Source organism: Halomonas aquatica, from assembly GCF_040196335.1.
GTDB lineage: Bacteria > Pseudomonadota > Gammaproteobacteria > Pseudomonadales > Halomonadaceae > Halomonas > Halomonas aquatica.
Map to the genome: position 1 here is coordinate 48657 of NZ_JBEGCJ010000001.1, position 18684 is coordinate 67340.

Annotated in this window: 14 protein-coding genes and 1 pseudogene; 4 read left to right on the top strand and 11 right to left on the bottom strand. The window is 65.0% G+C overall.

The annotated features are described in order from the left end of the window. Window positions 1–98 precede the first annotated feature (98 nt). The 4 genes from ABE960_RS00225 to ABE960_RS00240 all read right to left on the bottom strand — a co-directional run bounded on the left by ABE960_RS00225 (window position 99) and on the right by ABE960_RS00240 (window position 5861). Window positions 99–1541, bottom strand: a complete 1443-nt coding sequence (locus ABE960_RS00225; protein WP_349760209.1) for an NAD(P)(+) transhydrogenase (Re/Si-specific) subunit beta — start codon at window positions 1539–1541, stop codon at window positions 99–101. A gap of 16 nt (window positions 1542–1557) precedes the next feature. Then, window positions 1558–3129: a Re/Si-specific NAD(P)(+) transhydrogenase subunit alpha gene (locus tag ABE960_RS00230; protein ID WP_349760210.1), complete on the bottom strand. Its 1572-nt coding sequence runs from the start codon at window positions 3127–3129 to the stop codon at window positions 1558–1560. Between the two features lie 266 nt (window positions 3130–3395). Further along, window positions 3396–5300, bottom strand: coding sequence for a molecular chaperone HtpG (htpG, locus tag ABE960_RS00235; protein WP_349760211.1), 1905 nt, complete (start codon window positions 5298–5300; stop codon window positions 3396–3398). Between the two features lie 192 nt (window positions 5301–5492). Beyond that, a complete protein-coding gene (locus ABE960_RS00240) occupies window positions 5493–5861 on the bottom strand; it encodes a YkvA family protein (protein ID WP_349760212.1) in 369 nt (122 codons plus the stop codon). A gap of 161 nt (window positions 5862–6022) precedes the next feature. On the opposite strand from ABE960_RS00240, the gene ABE960_RS00245 reads away from it, so the two are divergent. Continuing rightward, window positions 6023–7963 (top strand): transglycosylase SLT domain-containing protein, encoded by a 1941-nt coding sequence (locus ABE960_RS00245; RefSeq protein ID WP_349760213.1) that lies wholly within the window; start codon window positions 6023–6025, stop codon window positions 7961–7963. 71 nt (window positions 7964–8034) lie between these two features. On the opposite strand, the gene ABE960_RS00250 is transcribed toward ABE960_RS00245, so the two are convergent. Together ABE960_RS00250 and ABE960_RS00255 are read right to left on the bottom strand one after the other, a co-directional pair. Beyond that, window positions 8035–8691, bottom strand: coding sequence for a LysE family translocator (locus ABE960_RS00250; RefSeq protein ID WP_349760214.1), 657 nt, complete (start codon window positions 8689–8691; stop codon window positions 8035–8037). 66 nt (window positions 8692–8757) lie between these two features. Then, window positions 8758–9181 (bottom strand): annotated as a pseudogene (locus tag ABE960_RS00255) (TM2 domain-containing protein). Between the two features lie 306 nt (window positions 9182–9487). Between ABE960_RS00255 and ABE960_RS00260 the strand changes: the two are divergent. After that, window positions 9488–9694 (top strand): cold-shock protein, encoded by a 207-nt coding sequence (locus ABE960_RS00260; RefSeq protein ID WP_023005630.1) that lies wholly within the window; start codon window positions 9488–9490, stop codon window positions 9692–9694. A 161-nt stretch (window positions 9695–9855) separates the two neighbouring features. Here ABE960_RS00260 and ABE960_RS00265 read toward each other — a convergent pair whose 3' ends face one another. The 4 genes from ABE960_RS00265 to ABE960_RS00280 form a co-directional block, all read right to left on the bottom strand. Continuing rightward, a complete protein-coding gene (locus ABE960_RS00265) occupies window positions 9856–10518 on the bottom strand; it encodes a hypothetical protein (protein WP_349760215.1) in 663 nt (220 codons plus the stop codon). 70 nt (window positions 10519–10588) lie between these two features. Further along, entirely contained in the window at window positions 10589–11017 is a 429-nt protein-coding gene (locus ABE960_RS00270) for a VOC family protein (protein WP_349760216.1), read from the bottom strand. A gap of 46 nt (window positions 11018–11063) precedes the next feature. Beyond that, window positions 11064–13046, bottom strand: coding sequence for a M48 family metallopeptidase (locus tag ABE960_RS00275; protein WP_349760217.1), 1983 nt, complete (start codon window positions 13044–13046; stop codon window positions 11064–11066). Between the two features lie 10 nt (window positions 13047–13056). Further along, window positions 13057–13653 (bottom strand): LemA family protein, encoded by a 597-nt coding sequence (locus tag ABE960_RS00280; protein ID WP_349760218.1) that lies wholly within the window; start codon window positions 13651–13653, stop codon window positions 13057–13059. A 224-nt stretch (window positions 13654–13877) separates the two neighbouring features. Here ABE960_RS00280 and ABE960_RS00285 point away from each other — a divergent pair, with 224 nt between their 5' ends. Both ABE960_RS00285 and ABE960_RS00290 read left to right on the top strand, forming a co-directional pair. Then, window positions 13878–15476 (top strand): cation:proton antiporter domain-containing protein, encoded by a 1599-nt coding sequence (locus tag ABE960_RS00285; protein WP_349760219.1) that lies wholly within the window; start codon window positions 13878–13880, stop codon window positions 15474–15476. A gap of 150 nt (window positions 15477–15626) precedes the next feature. Continuing rightward, on the top strand, window positions 15627–15914 hold the full coding sequence (locus ABE960_RS00290; protein ID WP_349760220.1) for a hypothetical protein: 288 nt from the start codon (window positions 15627–15629) through the stop codon (window positions 15912–15914). An 84-nt stretch (window positions 15915–15998) separates the two neighbouring features. On the opposite strand, the gene pepN is transcribed toward ABE960_RS00290, so the two are convergent. Then, window positions 15999–18632 (bottom strand): aminopeptidase N, encoded by a 2634-nt coding sequence (pepN, locus tag ABE960_RS00295; protein ID WP_349760221.1) that lies wholly within the window; start codon window positions 18630–18632, stop codon window positions 15999–16001. Window positions 18633–18684: the final 52 nt, after the last annotated feature.

Sequence of the window (18684 nt, forward strand, 5' to 3'; positions counted from 1 at the left end):
TGAATGGATGGGAGGATTGTAACGAAAAAACGCCCCGTCGAGGGGCGTCAAGAGAGGAGAACCGCCCGGACCTGCCATCCGGCCCGGGCGTGTCTGGGTCAGTCGACCAGAGGCAGCAGCGAGTCGATGCTCTGGCGGGCATCGCCGAAGAACATCCGGGTGTTCTCCTTGAAGAACAACGGGTTCTCGATGCCGGAATAACCGGTTCCCTGACCGCGCTTGCAGACGAACACCTGCTTGGCATCCCAGACCTTGAGCACCGGCATGCCGGCGATGGGGCTGTTGGGATCTTCCTGGGCGGCGGGATTGACGATGTCGTTGGAGCCGATGACGATCACCACATCGGTGGTGGCGAAGTCATCGTTGATCTCGTCCATCTCCAGCACGATGTCGTAGGGCACCCGGGCCTCGGCCAGCAGCACGTTCATGTGGCCCGGCAGGCGACCGGCGACCGGGTGGATGCCGAAGCGCACGTTCTTGCCGGCGCTGCGCAGCTTGCGTGTCAGCTCGCTGACCGCGTTCTGGGCCTGGGCCACCGCCATGCCATAGCCCGGCACGATGATCACGCTGTCGGCATCGTTCAGCGCACTGGACACGCCGCCGGCATCGATGGACACCTGCTCGCCCTCGATCTCCGCCGCGGGCCCCTTGCTGCCGCCGAAGCCGCCCAGGATGACGTTGATGAAGTTGCGGTTCATCGCCTTGCACATGATGTACGACAGGATCGCACCGGAGGAGCCCACCAGGGCACCGGTGACGATCAGCAGGTCGTTGGAGAGCGTGAAGCCGATGGCCGCCGCGGCCCAGCCGGAGTAACTGTTGAGCATCGACACCACCACCGGCATGTCGGCGCCGCCGATGCCCATGATCAGGTGGTAACCGATGAAGAATGCCAGTCCCGCCAGCACCAGCAGCGCCCAGAAGCCCGCCCCGTTGAGGTAGAGGATGGCCAGCAGCAGCGATAGCGCCGCCGCGCCGGCGTTGAGCAGGTGCCCGCCGGGCAGCTGCTTCGGCTTGCCGTCGACCTTGCCGGCCAGCTTGCCGAAGGCGATCACCGAACCGGTGAAGGTCACCGCACCGATGAAGATACCCAGCACCACCTCGACCTGCAGGAAGGTCAGTTCCGCAGGCGTCTTGTGGGTCAGCAGGGCCGCGAAGGCGGAAAAGTTCTCCATGCTCTGCTCGGCGGCCTGGGCGGCCAGCACCCGACGACGCTCCAGGTCCGCGCTCCAGGCCACGAACACCGCGGCCAGACCGACGAAGCTGTGCAGCGCCGCCACCAGCTGCGGCATCTCGGTCATGTCGACCTTCTTGGCCACGTAGACCCCCGCGGCCGCCCCGATGACCATCATCGGGATCATCCACACATAGCCGCCGACACCCGGCCCTAAGGCGGTGAAGAACACCGCTACGGCCATGCCCACGATGCCGTACCAGACGGCACGCTTGGCCTTCTCCTGGTTACTCAGCCCCCCCAGCGAGAGGATGAACAATACACTTGCCGCGATTGCCGCGGCAGATACGAATCCTTGACCCAACATGTCGTGTCTCCGCCGCTCAGGACTTCTGGAACATGGCCAGCATCCGGCGTGTCACCAGGAAGCCACCCACGATATTGATGGACGCGATCAGCACCGAGATCGCCGCCAGGACGCCGACCACGACGCTGCCCGAGCCAATCTGCAGGACCGCCCCGAGGATGATGATGCCGGAGATCGCATTGGTCACCGCCATGAGCGGGGTATGCAGCGAGTGGCTGACGCCCCAGATGACCTGGAAACCGACGAAGCAGGCCAGCACGAACACGATGAAGTGCTGCATGAAGGAGGTCGGAGCCACCTGGCCGAGCAGCAGCATCAGCACGCCGCCGATCGCCAGGAGGCCCAGCTGACGCTTGGTCTGCGCCTTGAAAGCGGCATGTTCGGCCGCCTTCTTCTCCTCCGGCGTCGGCTCCTTCTCCCTGGGCTTGGACTTGGCCGCCCCGATGGCCTTCACCTTGGGGGGCGGCGGCGGGAAGGTGACCTCGCCCTGGTGGGTCACCGTGGCGCCGCGGATGACGTCATCCTCCATGTTGTGGTCGATCACGCCCTCCTTCTCGGGGGTGAGATCGGTCAGCATGTGGCGGACATTGGTCGCATAGAGCAGTGAGGACTGGGTCGCCATGCGAGAGGGGAAGTCGGTGTAGCCGACGACCGTCACCCCGTTGTCGGAGACCACCTTCTCGTCCGCCCGGGTCAGGTCGCAGTTGCCGCCCTTCTCGGCCGCCAGGTCGATGATCACCGAGCCGGGCTTCATGGCCGCGACCATGTCCTCCAGCCACAGCTTGGGCGCCGGCCTTCCAGGGATCAGCGCTGTGGTGATGACAATATCGACATCCGGCGCCTGGGCGCGGAAACACTCGAGCTGCTTCTCGCGAAACTCTGGGCTGGACGGTGCCGCATAGCCACCGCTCTCCGAGCCGTCCTGGCTGTCCTCGAAGTCGAGGAACAGGAACTCGGCACCCATGGACTCGATCTGTTCGGAGACCTCGGGGCGCACATCGAAGGCACGCACCACGGCCCCGAGGCTCGTGGCCGTGCCGATGGCGGAAAGCCCCGCCACGCCGGCACCGATCACCAGCACCTTGGCAGGGGGCACCTTGCCGGCGGCGGTCACCTGGCCGGTGAAGAAGCGGCCGAAGTTGTTGCCCGCCTCGATCACCGCCCGGTAGCCGGCGATGTTGGCCATGGACGACAACGCGTCCATCTTCTGGGCCCTCGAGATGCGTGGCACCATATCCATCGCCACCACGGTGGCGCCCTTGGCCCGACACTTCTCCAGCATGTCCTCGTTCTGGGCCGGCCAGAAGAAGCTGATCAGGGTCTGGCCTTCGCGCAGACGCTCGGCCTCTTCCTCGAGGGGTTCACGTACCTTGATCACTACCTCGGCCTCGGTCCAGAGCGCCTCGGCGCTGTCGACCACGGTGACGCCGGCATTGCGATATGCCGCGTCATCGAAGCCCGCCGCCGCGCCGGCACCGGATTCGATGAGGCAGTCGTGTCCAAGCTTCTGGATGAACTTAGCGCTGTCGGGGGTCAGCGCGACGCGTGCCTCTCCCTCGGCGAGCTCACTGGGTGCACCAATCTTCACGTTGGATCTCCCGCTAGTTATTGAAATCTTTCTTCATAGGTCAGCCCAGATATTCATACCGGAGCATGCCGCATTGCACAACAGCCAGGCGAACGTTAAGGCTCCGTGCACTGTAGCACTATCTCCTCAATGAAAACCCGCAGTTCAGGCACTGCAAACATTGATGTAAACAGAAACCAGAAGGGCAGGACACCCGCAAAAAGGCCGCCCGAGGGCGGCCTGGAGGGGGTGCGACATCGCAGCAGATGCCGTCACTACAGGCGGTATCAGGCGCTCAACAGTGTATTGAGGCGCTTGACGTAGGAGGCGGGATCATCGAGATGTCCGCCTTCGGCGATGATCGCCTGGTCGAGCAGGATATGCGCCAGGTTCTCGAAGCCCTCGCCCTCGACGCCCTCGAGGCGAGCCACGAGGGCATGCTCGGGATTGAGCTCGAGGATCGGCTTGACCTCGGGCATCGGCTGGCCGGCGGCCTCCATGATGCGACGCATCTGGAAGCCCATCTCGTGTTCGGGCAGCACCACGCAGGCCGGGGAGTCGGTGAGGCGATGGGTCACCTTGACCTCCTGAACGTCGTCTCCCAGGGCCTCCTTGACCCGCTTGACCAGGTCTTCCTTGGCCTTGGCGGTCTCCTCCTGGGCCTTCTTCTCGTCCTCGTTCTCGATCTCGCCGAGGTCCAGCTCACCCTTGGCCACGTCGACGAAGCTCTTGCCTTCGAACTCGGTGAGGTGACTCGTCATCCACTCGTCGATGCGGTCGTGGAGCAGCAGCACCTCGATGCCCTTCTTGCGGAAGACCTCCAGGTGGGGGCTGTTCTTGGCCGCATTGAAGCCGTCGGCGACGATGTAGTAGACCTTCTCCTGGCCGTCCTGCATGCGCGAGACGTAGTCGGCCAGGGACTGGTCCTGGGTGGCGCTGTCGGTATGAGTGCTGGAGAAACGCAGCAGGCCGGCGATCTTCTCGCGGTTGGCATGGTCTTCTGCAGGGCCCTCCTTGAGCACGCTGCCGAAGGTGTTCCAGAAGGTCTGGTAGGCCTCACCGTCCTTGGCCAGTTTCTTGAGCATGTCGAGGGAGCGCTTGGTCAGTGCCGACTTGATCTTGTCGACCTGCGGGTCCTGCTGCAGCAACTCGCGTGAGACGTTCAGCGACAGGTCACGGGTGTCCAGTACGCCCTTGATGAAGCGCAGGTAGAGCGGCAGGAACTGCTCGGCATCGTCCATGATGAAGACGCGTTGCACATAGAGCTTCACGCCCCGGGCACCATCGCGCTCATAGAGGTCGAAGGGAGCACGCCCCGGCACATAGAGCAGGCTGGTGTACTCAAGCTTGCCCTCGACCTTGTTATGACTCCAGGCCAGCGGGTCAGAGAAGTCGTGGGCCACGTGCTTGTAGAAGGCCTTGTACTCGTCGTCGGTGAGCTCGGACTTGGGCCGCACCCACATCGCCGTGGCCTCGTTGACGGTCTCCCAGGTCGTGGTCTCGCTACCCTGGATATCGTTGCCGTCCTCGTCCTTGGCGGCCTCGACCTTCGGCATGCGTACCGGCACCTCGATGTGGTCGGAGTACTTGCGCACCAGGCTCTTGAGGCGGAACTCGTCGGCGAATTCCCCGGCATCCTCCTTGAGGTGCAGGGTGATCTCGGTGCCGTGTACCTCGCGCTCGATGTCGGCGACGGTGAACTCACCCTCGCCCTTGGAGTGCCACTCGACGCCGGCATCGGCCGCGGTTCCGGCCTTGCGGGTGCGAACGGTGATGTCGTCGGCGACGATGAAGCCGGAATAGAAACCGACGCCGAACTGGCCGATCAGCCTGGCATCCTTCTGCTGCTCGCCGGAGAGCTGCTTGAGGAACTCGGCTGTTCCCGAACGCGCGATGGTGCCGAGGTTCTCGATCACCTCGTCGCGGCTCATGCCGATGCCGTTGTCGCGCACCGTCACGGTGCCTGCCTCGGCATCGTGATCGATCTCGATGCGCAGCTCGCTGTCCCCCTCATAGAGCGCATCGTTGTCCAGCGCCTGGTAGCGCAGCTTGTCGCAGGCGTCGGCGGAGTTGGAAATCAGCTCGCGAAGGAATATCTCCCGGTTGGAATACAGGGAGTGGATCATCAGGTGCAGCAGCTGCTTGACCTCGGTCTGGAAGCCGAGTGTCTCTTCATGGGTAGCAGTGGTCATGTGTCTCGGACCCCTCTTTCGACATGACGATGGTGGCGAAGCCACCGAAGTGGAACTGTCGTCGATATGGGGACCGCTGACGGCTTTTCAAGCGCCATCTTCGGTCGGGTCGCCAGTCGGCGGCGCGGGGGACCAGCCGAGGGGCATCCGGACCTCGGTGCACGGCTGTCAGCAGAAGATTCAAAGATCGTGTCAGGGCGGGCGTTCACCGCCGCGTGAACCTTCACAGGGGGGCGTCGGCCCTGCCTCCCGGCCTGCCCGCCAGGCGCGATACCCTGCCAGGCGACGGTCGACGCGGGTCAACAGCCAGCCGACGATCACAACGTCGTCCACCAGCCCCACCAGCAGGAGCACATCGGGAATCAGGTCGAGGGGCGATATCAGGTATGCCAGGGCCGCCAGCATCCACAGGAAGGCTCCCCAGGGCATCGGCCGGAAGCGGCGCAGCAGCACGTCGCGGGTCATGGGCAGGAACAGCCGGAGGGCGCGAACCATCTCACCCAGCACACGGGAGCGCCGGCGCAACCGCTCCACCAGGAACCCACTATCCCATCTGGCCATATCGACCTCCTTGCCGACTCACGGGAATACCGCTACACGATAGAGTACCGCCACCGCGACGAACATCCGGATGCCTGTCGGGCAACGGCGACACTACTCAAGCCCCCCGCTATCGGCCACCATGGCATAACCGCCGACCGTGAACCCCAAGAGGTCACCCCATGCCCCTGTCATTCGGTCACTGCAAGACTCTGATCGCCGCCACCCTGTGCTGTCTGCCGCTGCTCGCCCAGGGCAGTGACCGCGCCATGCAGGATGCCCTCCAGGCTGCGCGTAGCCAGCAGTGGGAGAAGGTCGACCAGGGCGCCATCGAGGACCATGTCCTGGCCGGCTACGTGGACTACCACCGGCTGCGCGACCGCCTGCCCGGGGCCGAGCCAGCGACGGTACTGGCCTTCATCGAGCGCCATGACGACTCCCCGCTGGGTGAATGGATGCGCGGCCAGGCCATTGAGCAGTACGGCGAGGCTGGACGCTATGCCAGCCTGCTGGCGGTGGCCAACGGCGTGCCCTCGGGCACCGAGCGCCAGTGCCACTATTATACCGCACAGCTCGGCACCGACCCGCAGGCGGCTGCCCGGGGAGGAAGAGAATTGTGGCTCACCGGACATTCGCAGCCGGAGGCCTGCAATAGCCTCTTCGACAGCCTGCGAGCCGGCGGCGACATCGGCGAGGAGGAAGTCTGGGAGCGCATTACACTGGCCTGGCAGGCCGGCGAGAACGGCCTCGCCGACTATCTCGGCCGTATGCTCGGCAACTCCTGGCAGAATGGCCGCGCGGCCATGGCCCTGCTGCAGAAGGACTTCTCCGCCATCACCCGCATTCCCGCCTGCCTCGGGCCGGAATGCCGGGGCAGCAGCGCGCTCTTTGCCGCCGCCATGCACGGCTTCACCCGGGCGGATACCGAGGCTGCCCTGGAGGCCTGGCGCAAGCTCTCCCCGCACCTGTCGATCAGGACCCTCCATCGCCGCGAGATCGAGCATGGCCTGGCCTTCTATTCTCTGGTTCGCGATATTGACCAGAATCTCGGCTGGGTCGACAACCTGCTGACTGGCCGCCATGACGACGACCTGCTCGAGCTGCGGGTCAGGACCGCGCTGGCCGATCGCGACTGGACCGGAGTGCTCGACTGGATCGGCCGGATGAACGAGGTACAGCGTGGCGAGAGTCGCTGGCAGTACTGGACTGCCCGGGCGCAGCAGCAGCAAGGTAACGACGCTCTGGCACGCGAGGCCTATGCCCGGGCCGCTGCAGAGCGCAACTTCTTTGGCTTTGCCGCCGCCGATCGCATCGACCAGCCCTACGCCCTGAACCCTGAGCGCAGCCGGATCGACGCGAGCAGCCGTGAGGCGGTGACCGACTGGCCAGCCGTAAGACGCACCGAGGCCCTGCTGCGCATCGGCGAGCCGGGCCTCGCCGCCAGTGAATGGTATGCCGCAGCGGCCAGGGGCACACCACAGGAGGCCCGCCTGCTGGCGGACTATGCCCAGCGGCGCGGCTGGCAGGCCCGTTTGGTGCAGACCACCATTGCCGGCAAGCTCTGGGACGCACTGGAGTGGCGTTTCCCCGAGGCCTATCGCGATGACTTCCTGCACTGGGGCCGGGAGACCCGCGTCGACCCCTACCTGCTGATGGGCATCGCCAGGCGCGAAAGCGCCTACAACCCCGAAGCGCTGTCGCCGGCCGGTGCCCGCGGCCTGATGCAACTAATGCCTGGCACCGCCACCCTGGTCAGCCGTCGGCTCGGCATGAGCGACCCGGGGCCCTATGGCGTGCTCGACCCGGCCGTCAACATTCGCCTGGGCAGCACTTATATCCGCGATATGCTCGACCGCTATCAGGGCAACCGCCTGGCCGCCACGGCCGCCTATAATGCCGGCCCGAATCGCGTCGACCGCTGGTTGAGCGAGGCCCCGCAGGAATTCGATCTCTTCGTGGAGAGCATCCCCTTTCGCGAGACCCGCGACTACGTGCAGGCCGTGCTCGCCTATCGGGTCATCTTCGAGAGCCTGTCCAACGGAGGGGACAGCACGGGGGTCTCGATGCTGAGCGCAGCGGAGACATCCGTGCGCTATGACCGTTCGCTATTGGCCAGTAACTGAGGGGCAAAGCCGGCTTTCGTCTCAGCGGCCCCGGCCGATGCCAGGGCCGCTCACCTCGGGGTGTCCCTGTCTCAGCCAGGCTGGCGGGTCAATGCCAGCTTGATGCCGAAGCCGACCAGCACGGCGCCGGTCATACCGTTGAGCCAGCGGGTGAATGCCTTGCTTGCAAGCCAGTGACCGGCACTGCCCACCATCGCCACGATGCCGATCTGCCACAGGTTGGCGACCACGAAATGCACCCCGGCCAGCCACAGCGACTTGGCCAGCGCCGGGTCCCCCGGGGCGATGAACTGGGGCAGGAAAGCCATGTAGAAGACCACCGTCTTGGGGTTGAGCACATTGGAGAGCAGCCCCTCGCGCACCGGCCGCCACAGCGGCACCTCATGTCGCTCTGGATGTCGCCCTGCCTGGACAGCCCCTACGGGAAGCCCCTGTCCCCGCCGGGCGGCCAGCAGGCTCGGCACGCCTAGCCACACCAGATAGGCGGCTCCGGCCAGCTTGAGCAGGCCAAAGGCCCACGCCGACTGGAGCAGGATCAGCGAGATGCCGAGTGCCGAGACCGTCGCATGCACGAAGAGGCCACTGCAGATGGCCAGGCTGGTCACCACGCCGTCGCGCCATCCGCCTCGCGCAGTGTTGCGGATCACCAGCAGGGTATCCACCCCAGGGCTCATGCTGAGCAGCACGATGGCTACCAGGAACGGCCAGAACTGTGCATCGATGAACATGGAGAGCCCCCTGCTGTTGTCAACAAGCATGAACCGCCCTCAGCGATTGATGTACCGAGATGGCACTCAGTCGTTGAAGATGCCGCGCCGGGCGTGACGCAGGGATATCTGGTCATTGAGGGTCCAGAAGTCATAGAGTACCCCGAGCCCGAATAGTCAAGGTCAGCAGGTAGAGGATGCCGGTCAGCCACTTGCCGAGGTAGAAGCGATGGATGCCGAACACCCCCAGGAAGGTGAGCAGCAGCCAGGCCAGGGAGTAATTAGTGGGCCCTGCCTCGAAGCGCAGATCCGCCTGACGGTCCATGGAAGGGATCAGGAAGAGATCGATCAGCCAGCCGATGCCCAGCAGCCCCAGGGTGAAGAACCAGATGGTACCGGTCACCGGCTTGCCGGAATAGAAACGGTGGGCGCCGAGGAAACCGAACAGCCACAGCAGGTAGCCGACCAGCTTGCTGTGAGTGTCACGGGAAGCGATGCGCTGATGGGGCATGGGGGCTCTCTTTACCTTGGGGGAAGCGGGCGGGATGGATGCTGGACGCCCGCAGGCTTTCCATCTACAGTAATTTTTGCGGGCGGCAGCGCCAGTTTCACTGCGACACCTTGTTGACGCAACCTTGGCACTGTTGCACTATCCGCTGCGTTGGTCAGCAAGCTTGAAAGTCGTCAGTTGTACTTCGATTCCTTCGATATACCCGGTGCGCACTTGCTTCTTGTCTTGCCCACGTATTACCGGTCCGCGGCGAGGTCACTCCTCCCAGACCAAGCATCATTATTTAGCTAGTTAAGGAAATCGACAATGGCAACTGGCACTGTCAAGTGGTTCAACGACACCAAGGGCTACGGCTTCATCTCTCCGGACGACGGCGGTGATGACCTGTTCGCTCACTTCTCCGAGATTCAGGCTGAAGGCTTCAAGTCCCTGCAGGACGGCCAGAAAGTCACCTTCGAAGTGACCCAGGGCAAGAAAGGCCTTCAGGCCTCCAACATCCGGCCCGCCGACTGATCCTCGGTTGAGCCGGACGCGATAGGGCGGCATCACCGTCTGATCGCCATAGAGAAAGGCCCACCTCTCGGTGGGCCTTTTTCATATTGGGGCTTCTATTTCGGAGCTTCTATCCTGTCGGGGCTTCTCCTGCCAGGAGGCCAGGGGCAGGTGGATAGACATCAATCGCCGGCCACATCCGGATCAGCGGCGTCGAACGCCGAGGCCTCCCCCGGCGCCTGGCGTTCCGCCTCCTGGAACTGCTCCTCGATCTGACGGCTCGCCTCCTCGAAACGCTTACCGGTCTCCTCGATCATGGCGTTGACCTCTTCCTCGCCGAGCTCATCCGGTACGGTGGAGATGTCATCCGGCAGAGACGAGGGCTCCTCGAGAACCGAATCCAGATTCATCGACGTCTCCGAGTCGGCCGACCCGGCGACCTCGGGCACCTGCCGCTCGGCCTCCTGGAACTGCTCCTCGATCTGGCGGCTCGCCTCCTCGAAACGCTTCCCGGTCTCCTCGATCATGGCATCGACATCGGAGCGGATGGCCTCGCCCTCGACATCGACAGCCGCCTCATCAGAGATGAATGCCTCGTCAGGCGCGGCGGATCCCTCGTCGGTGCCCGTCTCGGCAGTCGACACCGCTTCATCAGGCGCCACGGGGTTCTGGTCGGTGCCTGCCTCCGGCGTCGAGGCCGCCTCCTCGGTGGCCGGCTGAGACACCGATTCCTGAGTCTGCTGGTCCTCTGCCGACGCGGGCGACTCTTCACCGTTACCGCACCCGGTGAGCCCCACACCCAGCGCCAGGGCCGAAATCAGCGGCATCCAGGCTTTCATGGCCATGCTTTTGCTCCTGACGAAAGAAACGTCATTGCACCAGAGCCCCCTCGCGCCCGCAAGGCGACATCTTGCCTCATGTAGCGAACAGCTGGCCGGCGATGTCGCGAAAGGCCTTGAATTCGATAGCATTGCCGCTCGGGTCGCGGAAGAACATGGTGGCCTGCTCACCGGGCTCGCCCTGGAAACGGATGTAGGGCTCGATGTCGAAACGAACGCCCGCCGAGGTGAGCCGGTCGACCAGAGCCTCCCAGTCGGCCATCTCAAGCACCACCCCGAAGTGCGGTACCGGCACACCGTGTCCGTCGACCGGGTTGCGGTGGTCATCGATACCCTTCTCTGCCAGCCCGGGGTTCAGGTGGCAGACAAACTGGTGGCCATAGAGGTTGAAATCGACCCAACTGTCGCTGGAGCGACCCTCCGGGCAACCCAGCAGTTGGCCGTAGAAATCGCGGGCCTCGGCAATGTCGCGGACCTGCACGGCCAGGTGGAAGGGAGTGAGCATCGCGAAGTCCTCCAGAGATGGTGGATGTAAGAAAACCGTTTCCCCATCATGCCGTTCCCCCGACCGACTGACCAGCCAAGCGTTCTGGACTGGGCAGCGGGCACCCCAGGGTCCAGGCCACGGCACTCAGCAGTTCGGCCTCCTCGGGCTCGATCCGGCCATCATGTAGCACGCAGCAGCTCATGGCTGCCAACAGCGGAGCCCGCTCGGCCTGGACCAGACGCACCAGTCGTGACATGGCCCAGTCCAGGTCCGTGGCCAGGGCCGGCTCACGCACGAAATCAAGGGTCACGCCCAGCACAGCGGAGAGCCGCTCGACGGACGCATGTGCCTGGGTCTCGTCCTGTTGGCCGGCCAGGGCCAGTGTCGAGAGCAGCAGGGAAAGCGGCCCGGACAGGTCGGCCAGGTGGCGATCCCGTCGGGCGCGGCGCTCGCCCTGGATGCCCCGGAGCACCAGCCGATGCAGCGCCCACTGGAGCGCGCCTGGTCGCGATTCCAGTGCCATCAGCCGGCGCAGACAGGCCTGGAATCGGCCCAACTGCGCCACGGAGAGCCGACGCAGCACCGGCAGCGCCAGTTCTATCAGTGGCAGGCGCTGGCCGGGCGCCAGCCGCGACAGGGGCACCTCTAGCGCCTCGAGCTCGCGAAGCACCTCGGGCAGGGCCTGTCCGACCAGGGCCTGGCGCTGTGCATCGCGACTGCCGGCATCGGCACCCATCAGGATGCCGTAGACCAGCGCCCGGGCCGCAGAGGGCTCGTGGGCCGCCTCGATCAGGCCATCGTCGATCTCGCCGAGCCGCCTACGGGCCCGGCTGATGTCCTCGGCGCTCGGCCGGCCGACACTGGCCACGATCTCATCGGCGACTCCCCCCTCGGCCATCAGGGCATCGGCCACCAGGGCATCGGCCACCACCGCACCAGGCATCGACTCGCCGATAGACGCCTTCGAGGCCAGGCCGGCGGCCCCCTCCATGGGAGCGGCGGCATGACGTGGAGGCGTCGGCTGGATGACCGGGGCTGGTGGCAAGCTGCCGTCCCAGCGGGGCAGTACCCGGCGTATCCGTGCTTGAAGCGGTGGATGGGTGGCCGTCAGCCCAGGCAGGGTGCGCACGCCGCTGCCGAAGAAGAGATGGCTGAATTCCGCAGCATGGGAGGCGAGCAGCCGCGAGCCGAGGCGATGGGCGGCCAGCACCTTCAGGGCTCCCCCGATCCCCTCGGGGTTACGGGTGTACTGGACGGCACTGGCATCGGCCAGGAACTCGCGCTGTCGGCTCACCGCCGCCTTGATCAGGTTGCCGCAGAGGGTCCCGGCATAGCCGACCACCATCAGCGACGCACCGAGGCCCAGCACCGCGACATGCCCTCCACCCTTTCGGGATCTCATGCGGCGACCGCTGCTCGAGGCATGCAGCAGCATGCGACCGATCAGGCCGATCACCAGGATGCCATGGAGCAGCGCCACCAGCCGTAGGTTAAGGCGCATGTCGCCGTGCAGGATATGGCTGAACTCGTGGGCGATCACCCCCTGCAGCTGGTCCCGATCCAGCGCCTCGATGGCGCCCCGGGTGATGCCGATGGCCACGTCATCCAGGTCATGACCCGCGGCGAAGGCATTGATCGCCTGATCCTCCAGCAGATAGACCTCCGGCACCGGCATGCCGGATGCAATGGCCATCTCCTCCACTACGTTGAGCAACTGGCGTTCGCGCTCGTTGCGAGTCTCGAAGTTGAGCGGCCGCCCGCCCAGGGACTCGGCCACCACACTGCCGCCGGCCCGCAACTGAAGGTGGCGCACCAGGCTGCCCAGCCCCACCACCAGGATCACCGCCGCCGCCACTCCGGCCAGCAGGCGCGGCTCGAGGGCCCGGGCCAGGGGCTGGGCGGCGAAGGCACCGCCATCGAGAAGCACCACCGCCAGGGCCACCGCCAGGGAGGCCACTGCGATGAGGGCGGCCACTGCCAGCAACAGCAGAAGGACCAGCCTGCCAGTCAGACGACGCGCGCGATCCTGGGCCGTGAAGAAGTCCATGAGTGCCGGCTCAGAAGCTCACCTTAGGGGCCGCCTGTATCTCGGCACTGTCCTCGAATTCCAGCAGGGCCGCTTCCTGCTTGTGGCCGAAGGAGCCAGCCAGCATCACCGGGGGAAAGCTCTGCCGGTAGGTGTTGTACTGCATGACCGCATCGTTGAAGGCCTGCCGAGCGAAGGCCACCCGGTTCTCGGTACTGGTGAGGGTCTCGCTGAGCTGGCGCATGTTCTCGGAAGCCTTGAGGTCTGGATAGGCTTCCATCACCACGTTGAGACGCCCGAGAGCAGCGCCCAGCACGCCCTCGGCGCCGGCCAGCTCGGCCATCGGGCCAGCCTCGCCTGGCCTGGCAGCGGCGTGCCTGAGACCCACCTCGGCAGCATTACGCGCCTCGGTCACCGCCTGCAGGGTCTCACGTTCATGGCTCATGTAGGCCTTTGCCGTCTCGACCAGGTTGGGAATCAGGTCGTGACGGCGCTTGAGCTGCACCTCGATCTGGGCAAAGGCATTCTGGTAGCGGTTCTTCAGCGTGACCAGTCGGTTGTAGATCGCCACCCCGTAGACCAGCAGGGCGCCAAGCAATGCAACGGGGATGATCAGCGAGAGGCTCATGATGTCGTCTTTCCTTTTCGACCGGAGTGAGTCCGCCCGGGGCGGTTGCCATTTACCTTAGGCCCGACCGGCGACATTTGCCTCATGCTGGGCGGGCTTGCCATCCAGGGTAAGCGGCAGCGACTCCTCAGCCTCGAAGGCATACACCAAATCATGAATGCCATTCACCTTACGACTTCCCTACACTGTCTGTCTTGCCGAAGATTGCAGAACAGGGAGTGTGCATGATCGAACCGGCCTTTCTTCTCGCGGCCTTCATCGGCGGCATGGTCGCCCTGATACTGCGGCTGCCGCCTATGGTCGGCTTCCTTGCCGGAGGCTTCGCCCTCAACGCGCTGGGCTTCGACAAGACCCCGATGCTCGGGACCCTGGCCGACATCGGCGTCACCCTGCTGCTGTTCAGCATCGGCCTGAAGCTGAACGTACGCACCCTGCTACGCCCGGATGTCTGGGGCGGCGCCTCGCTGCACATGCTTGCCACGACCCTGCTGATGTTGATGCTGCTGGTCTTGTTCAAGTGGCTGGGTCTGGGACTGCTGGCCGATGCCGGCTGGCAGACCCTGGTGCTGCTGGGCTTCGCCCTCTCCTTCTCCAGCACGGTCTTCGTGATCAAGGTACTGGAGAAGCGCAGCGAGACCCAGACCGCCTACGGACGCCTGGCCATCGGCGTACTGATCATGCAGGACATCTTCGCGGTGCTCTTCATCACTGCCTCCAGCGGCGAACTACCGAGCCTCTGGGCCCTGGGCCTGGTGCTGCTGATCCCCCTCGCCCCCATCCTGCGCGCCCTGTTGGACCGCCTCGGCCATGGCGAGATGCAGATGCTGTTCGGCATACTGCTGGCTCTGGTCATGGGCTACGCCCTGTTCGAGTCCGTCGGTGTGAAGGGGGATCTCGGTGCACTGATCATCGGGCTACTGCTGGCGCCCCACCCCGCCGCGCAGAACCTGGCCCGCTCGATGTTCAGCCTCAAGGAGCTGCTGCTGGTGGGCTTCTTCCTGAGCATCGGGCTGACGGCAATGCCCAGTGCCGAGATGCTGGGCGTCACCCTGCTGCTGGTCCTCATCCTGCCGCTGAAGAGCTTGATCTACCAGGCGGTCTTCATGCGCTTCCGGATGCGTCACCGCACCTCGGTGCTGGCCACGCTCAGCCTGACCAACTACTCGGAATTCGGCCTCATCGTCGGAGCCATCGCGGTCTCCAGCGGCTGGCTCCCGGCCGACTGGCTGGTAGTGATCTCCCTTGCCGTGGCGCTCAGCTTCGGTCTGTCGGCGATTCTCAACGGCTTCAGCGAACGCCTCTATCGCTGGCTGGAGCCGCGGCTGCCGGCGGTGAACGTCGGCGAGCTCTCTACCAGCGATCGCCCCATCGAAGTCGGTGACGCCGAGGCGGTGGTGCTGGGCATGGGCCGCATCGGCCGCAGCGTCTATCGTCGGCTGCAGAAGGAGTATGGCCTGCGCGTGCTGGGCATCGACAGCAACCCCCAGAGCGTCAAGACACTCAGTGGGCGGGGCTTCAATATTCTCGAGGGCGATGCCGTTGATTCGGACTTCTGGGACAAGCTGCTGATGTCCCGGGACGTCCAGATGGTGGTGCTAGCCATGCCGCACCATGCCGGCAACCTCTTCGCCCTGAAGCAGCTGCGCTCTCGTGCGTTCCCGGGCCGGATCACCGCCGTGGTCGAGTACCCCGAAGAGATCGAGCCGATACGCGAGCTGGGAGCCAATGCGGTCTTCCACGTCTATGACGAGGCCGGCCGGGCGCTGGCCGACAGCGCCGCCGAGGAAGCCGGCGTGGTGTCCCGCGCCAGCCAGTTGGGGTGAGCGACTTGGCCACCCGGGTTGTCAGTCCGGCTTGCCAGCCCAGGCCGCTTGTCGCGATACTCACCCCATCAACTGACGCCGATGCCCCACAGGTCAGTCCTGTCGGGCCTCGATGGTCTCCGACGCTACCCCACACCGGAAGCCACCTCCATGGACGACGCCTTCACCTTCATCGGTAACGCCTTCGGCGAATTCATACGCTTCATCGTGAATGGCCTGACCGGCTTCTTCAGCGGTATCCACGAGGCGGCCGGCAGCTTCATGCAGGGGCTATCCAACTCCTTGGGCATCCCGATCACTGTGATCACCCTGCTGGTGCTGGCGCTGGGGCTTTGGTTGCTATGGAAGGGGGTGGCCGCGCTGATGCGCAATGCTTTCTTCGCCATGCTCGTCTGGTGGCTGCTGGGGGTGACGGTGCTGAGCTGGCTGATCAACTGACCCTACCCCCGGTCGACTGCGCACACATGCGCCAGCGCCGCCCTCTCGGGCGGCGCTGGCGTTTCCGGGCATGGAGCGATGCCTTCAGGCGAGCGCCTTCTCCACCACCTCGTACACATTGGGCGAGAGTTCCTCGGCACGAATGCGCTCTAGTTCGGCCCTCATCAACTCCTGTCGCGCCTCATCGAAGCGGGCCCAGCGGGTCAAGGGGGTGATCAGTCGCGCGGCGATCTCAGGATTGAGCCGGTTGAGCTCAATCACCGTGTCGGCCAGCAGCCGGTAGCCTGCGCCGTCGTCACGGTGGAAGTTGACCGGGTTCTGGTTGGCGAAGGTCCCGATCAGCGCGCGGACCCGATTGGGGTTCTTCAGCGAGAAGGCCGGATGCTCCATCAGGAACTTCACCCGATCCAGCACATCCGCCTGGGGACGGGTCACCTGAAGGCTGAACCACTGGTCCATCACCAGACGGTCGTGGGCCCACCTCTCGCCAAAGGTCTTGAGCGCCGGATCGGCGATGTCGCTGCGCGAGCTGTGCACCATCAGGGTCAGGGCGTGGCGCACGTCGGTCATGTTGCGGTCCGCCGCAAACTGCTGCTGGGCGATCTCCAGCCCCGCCTCGTCCTCGATGGCCATGAGATACGAGAGCGCCACATTCTTGAGGCTGCGCGCGGCGATCTGCTCGGGCTCCGGAGCATAGGGCGCGTCGGAGCGGTTCTCCTCGATGATGCGAAGGAAGTCGTCACGCAGCGCCAGGGCCAGGGACTGCCGGACGAAGGTGCGGGCGGCATGGATGGCATCCACATCCACCAGCGGCTGCTGCTCGGCGATGTAGGCCTCCGAGGGCAGTGTCAGCATCTGTGCCAGCACCGCCTTGTCGTCGATCTGTGCCTCCAGCAGGCCTCGGAAGGCGTCTACCACCCGGGAATCCATCACCTTCTCGACACCGTTACGATGGGCGGCGATCAGGTCGTCCAGGGCCAGCAGAGCCAGGCGCTGGCCGGCATCCCAGCGATTGAAGCCGTCGGAGTCGTGAGCCTGCAGGAACGCCAGGTCCTCGCGGCCATAGGGGAAATGCAGCTTGACCGGCGCCGAGAAGTCACGCAGCAGCGAGGGTACCGGGGCCTCGCTGACATCGGTGAAGAGAAACTCCTGCTCGTCCTCGCGCAGGTGGATCACCGCGTCGGTACCCAGCGCCTCGCCATCGAGGGTCAGCGGCAGGTCGCGGCCGGACTTGGTGCCCACCAGCCCCAGGCGCACGGGGATGTGCAGGGCCTGCTTCTCGGACTGGCCCGGTGTGGCCGGAGTGCGCTGGCGCAGGATCAGGCGATATTCGGCGTTGGCGTAGTCGTATTCGCCATGCGCATCGATCTCGGGAGTACCTGCCTGGGAGTACCAGAGCAGGAACTGGCCAAGATCCTCGCCCGAGGCCTCGGCCATGCAGTCGACGAAGTCCTCGATGGTTACCGCCTGGCCGTCGAAGCGCGAGAAGTAGAGGTCGCTGCCCCGGCGGAAGGCTGCCTCGCCCACCAGGTTGGAGAGCATTCGCACGATCTGTGCGCCCTTCTCATAGATGGTCAGGGTGTAGAAGTTGCCGATCTCGATGTAATGATCGGGTCGAACCGGATGGGCGGTGGGGCCAGCATCCTCGGCGAACTGCGCGGTACGGAAGAAGGAGACGTCCTCGATGCGCTTGACCGGTGCCGAATTGATGTCTGCCGAGAAACACTGGTCGCGAAAGACCGTGAAGCCTTCCTTGAGGGAGAGCTGGAACCAGTCGCGGCAGGTCACGCGGTTACCCGACCAGTTGTGGAAGTACTCGTGGGCGACGATGCTCTCGACGCGCTGGAAGGCGGCATCGGTGGCGGTATGCGGGTGAGTCAGCACCGCCGCCGAGTTGAAGATGTTGAGCCCCTTGTTCTCCATGGCGCCCATGTTGAAGTCGTTGACCGCCACGATCATGAAGAGGTCGAGGTCGTACTCGCGCCCGTAGGTCTCCTCGTCCCAGGTCATGGCGCGCTTCAACGAGGCCATGGCGTGCTCGGTCTTGTCGAGGTTCTCCTCCTCGACCCACAGCTGCAGGGTCACGTCGCGACCACTCATGGTGGTGAAGCGGTCCTCGATCTTCTTCAGGTCGCCGGCCACCAGCGCGAACAGGTAGCTGGGCTTGGGATGTGGGTCATCCCAGGTGACGAAGTGGCGCCCGCCTGGCAGCTCGCCGCGTTCGACCGGGTTACCGTTGGAGAGCAGTACCGGCAGGCTCGCGGCATCGCCTATCACCGTGGTAGAGAATGTCGCCATGACATCCGGGCGATCCGGGTAGAAGGTGATGCGACGGAAACCCTCGGCCTCGCACTGGGTGCAGTACATGCCGCTCGAACGGTAGAGCCCGGACAGGGCGGTGTTATCGTCGGGCGCGATCTCCACCTCGGTGTCGAGGAGGAAGGTCTCCGGCACCCGGTGCACGGTCAGGCCGGTTCCACCGATCTTGTACTCCTCCTCGCCCAGCGGCTGGCCGTCGATGGCGATGGACCTGAGAGTGAGCTGCTCGCCTTCCAGTTCGAGAGAAGCTCCTGCCTCGCGCTGCGGATGGCGCTCGACATGCAGGCGCGCCTTGACCCGCGTGGCCGCGGGGTCGAGGTCAAATGTCAGCTCGGCATGGGTGACGCGGTAGGCAGGTGGACGGTAGTCACTCAGGTAGATCGGCTGCGGTTCTGACATCAAGGATGGCTCCAGTCGGTAATTGCCGTCCATTGTACGGCGCGCCATGCCC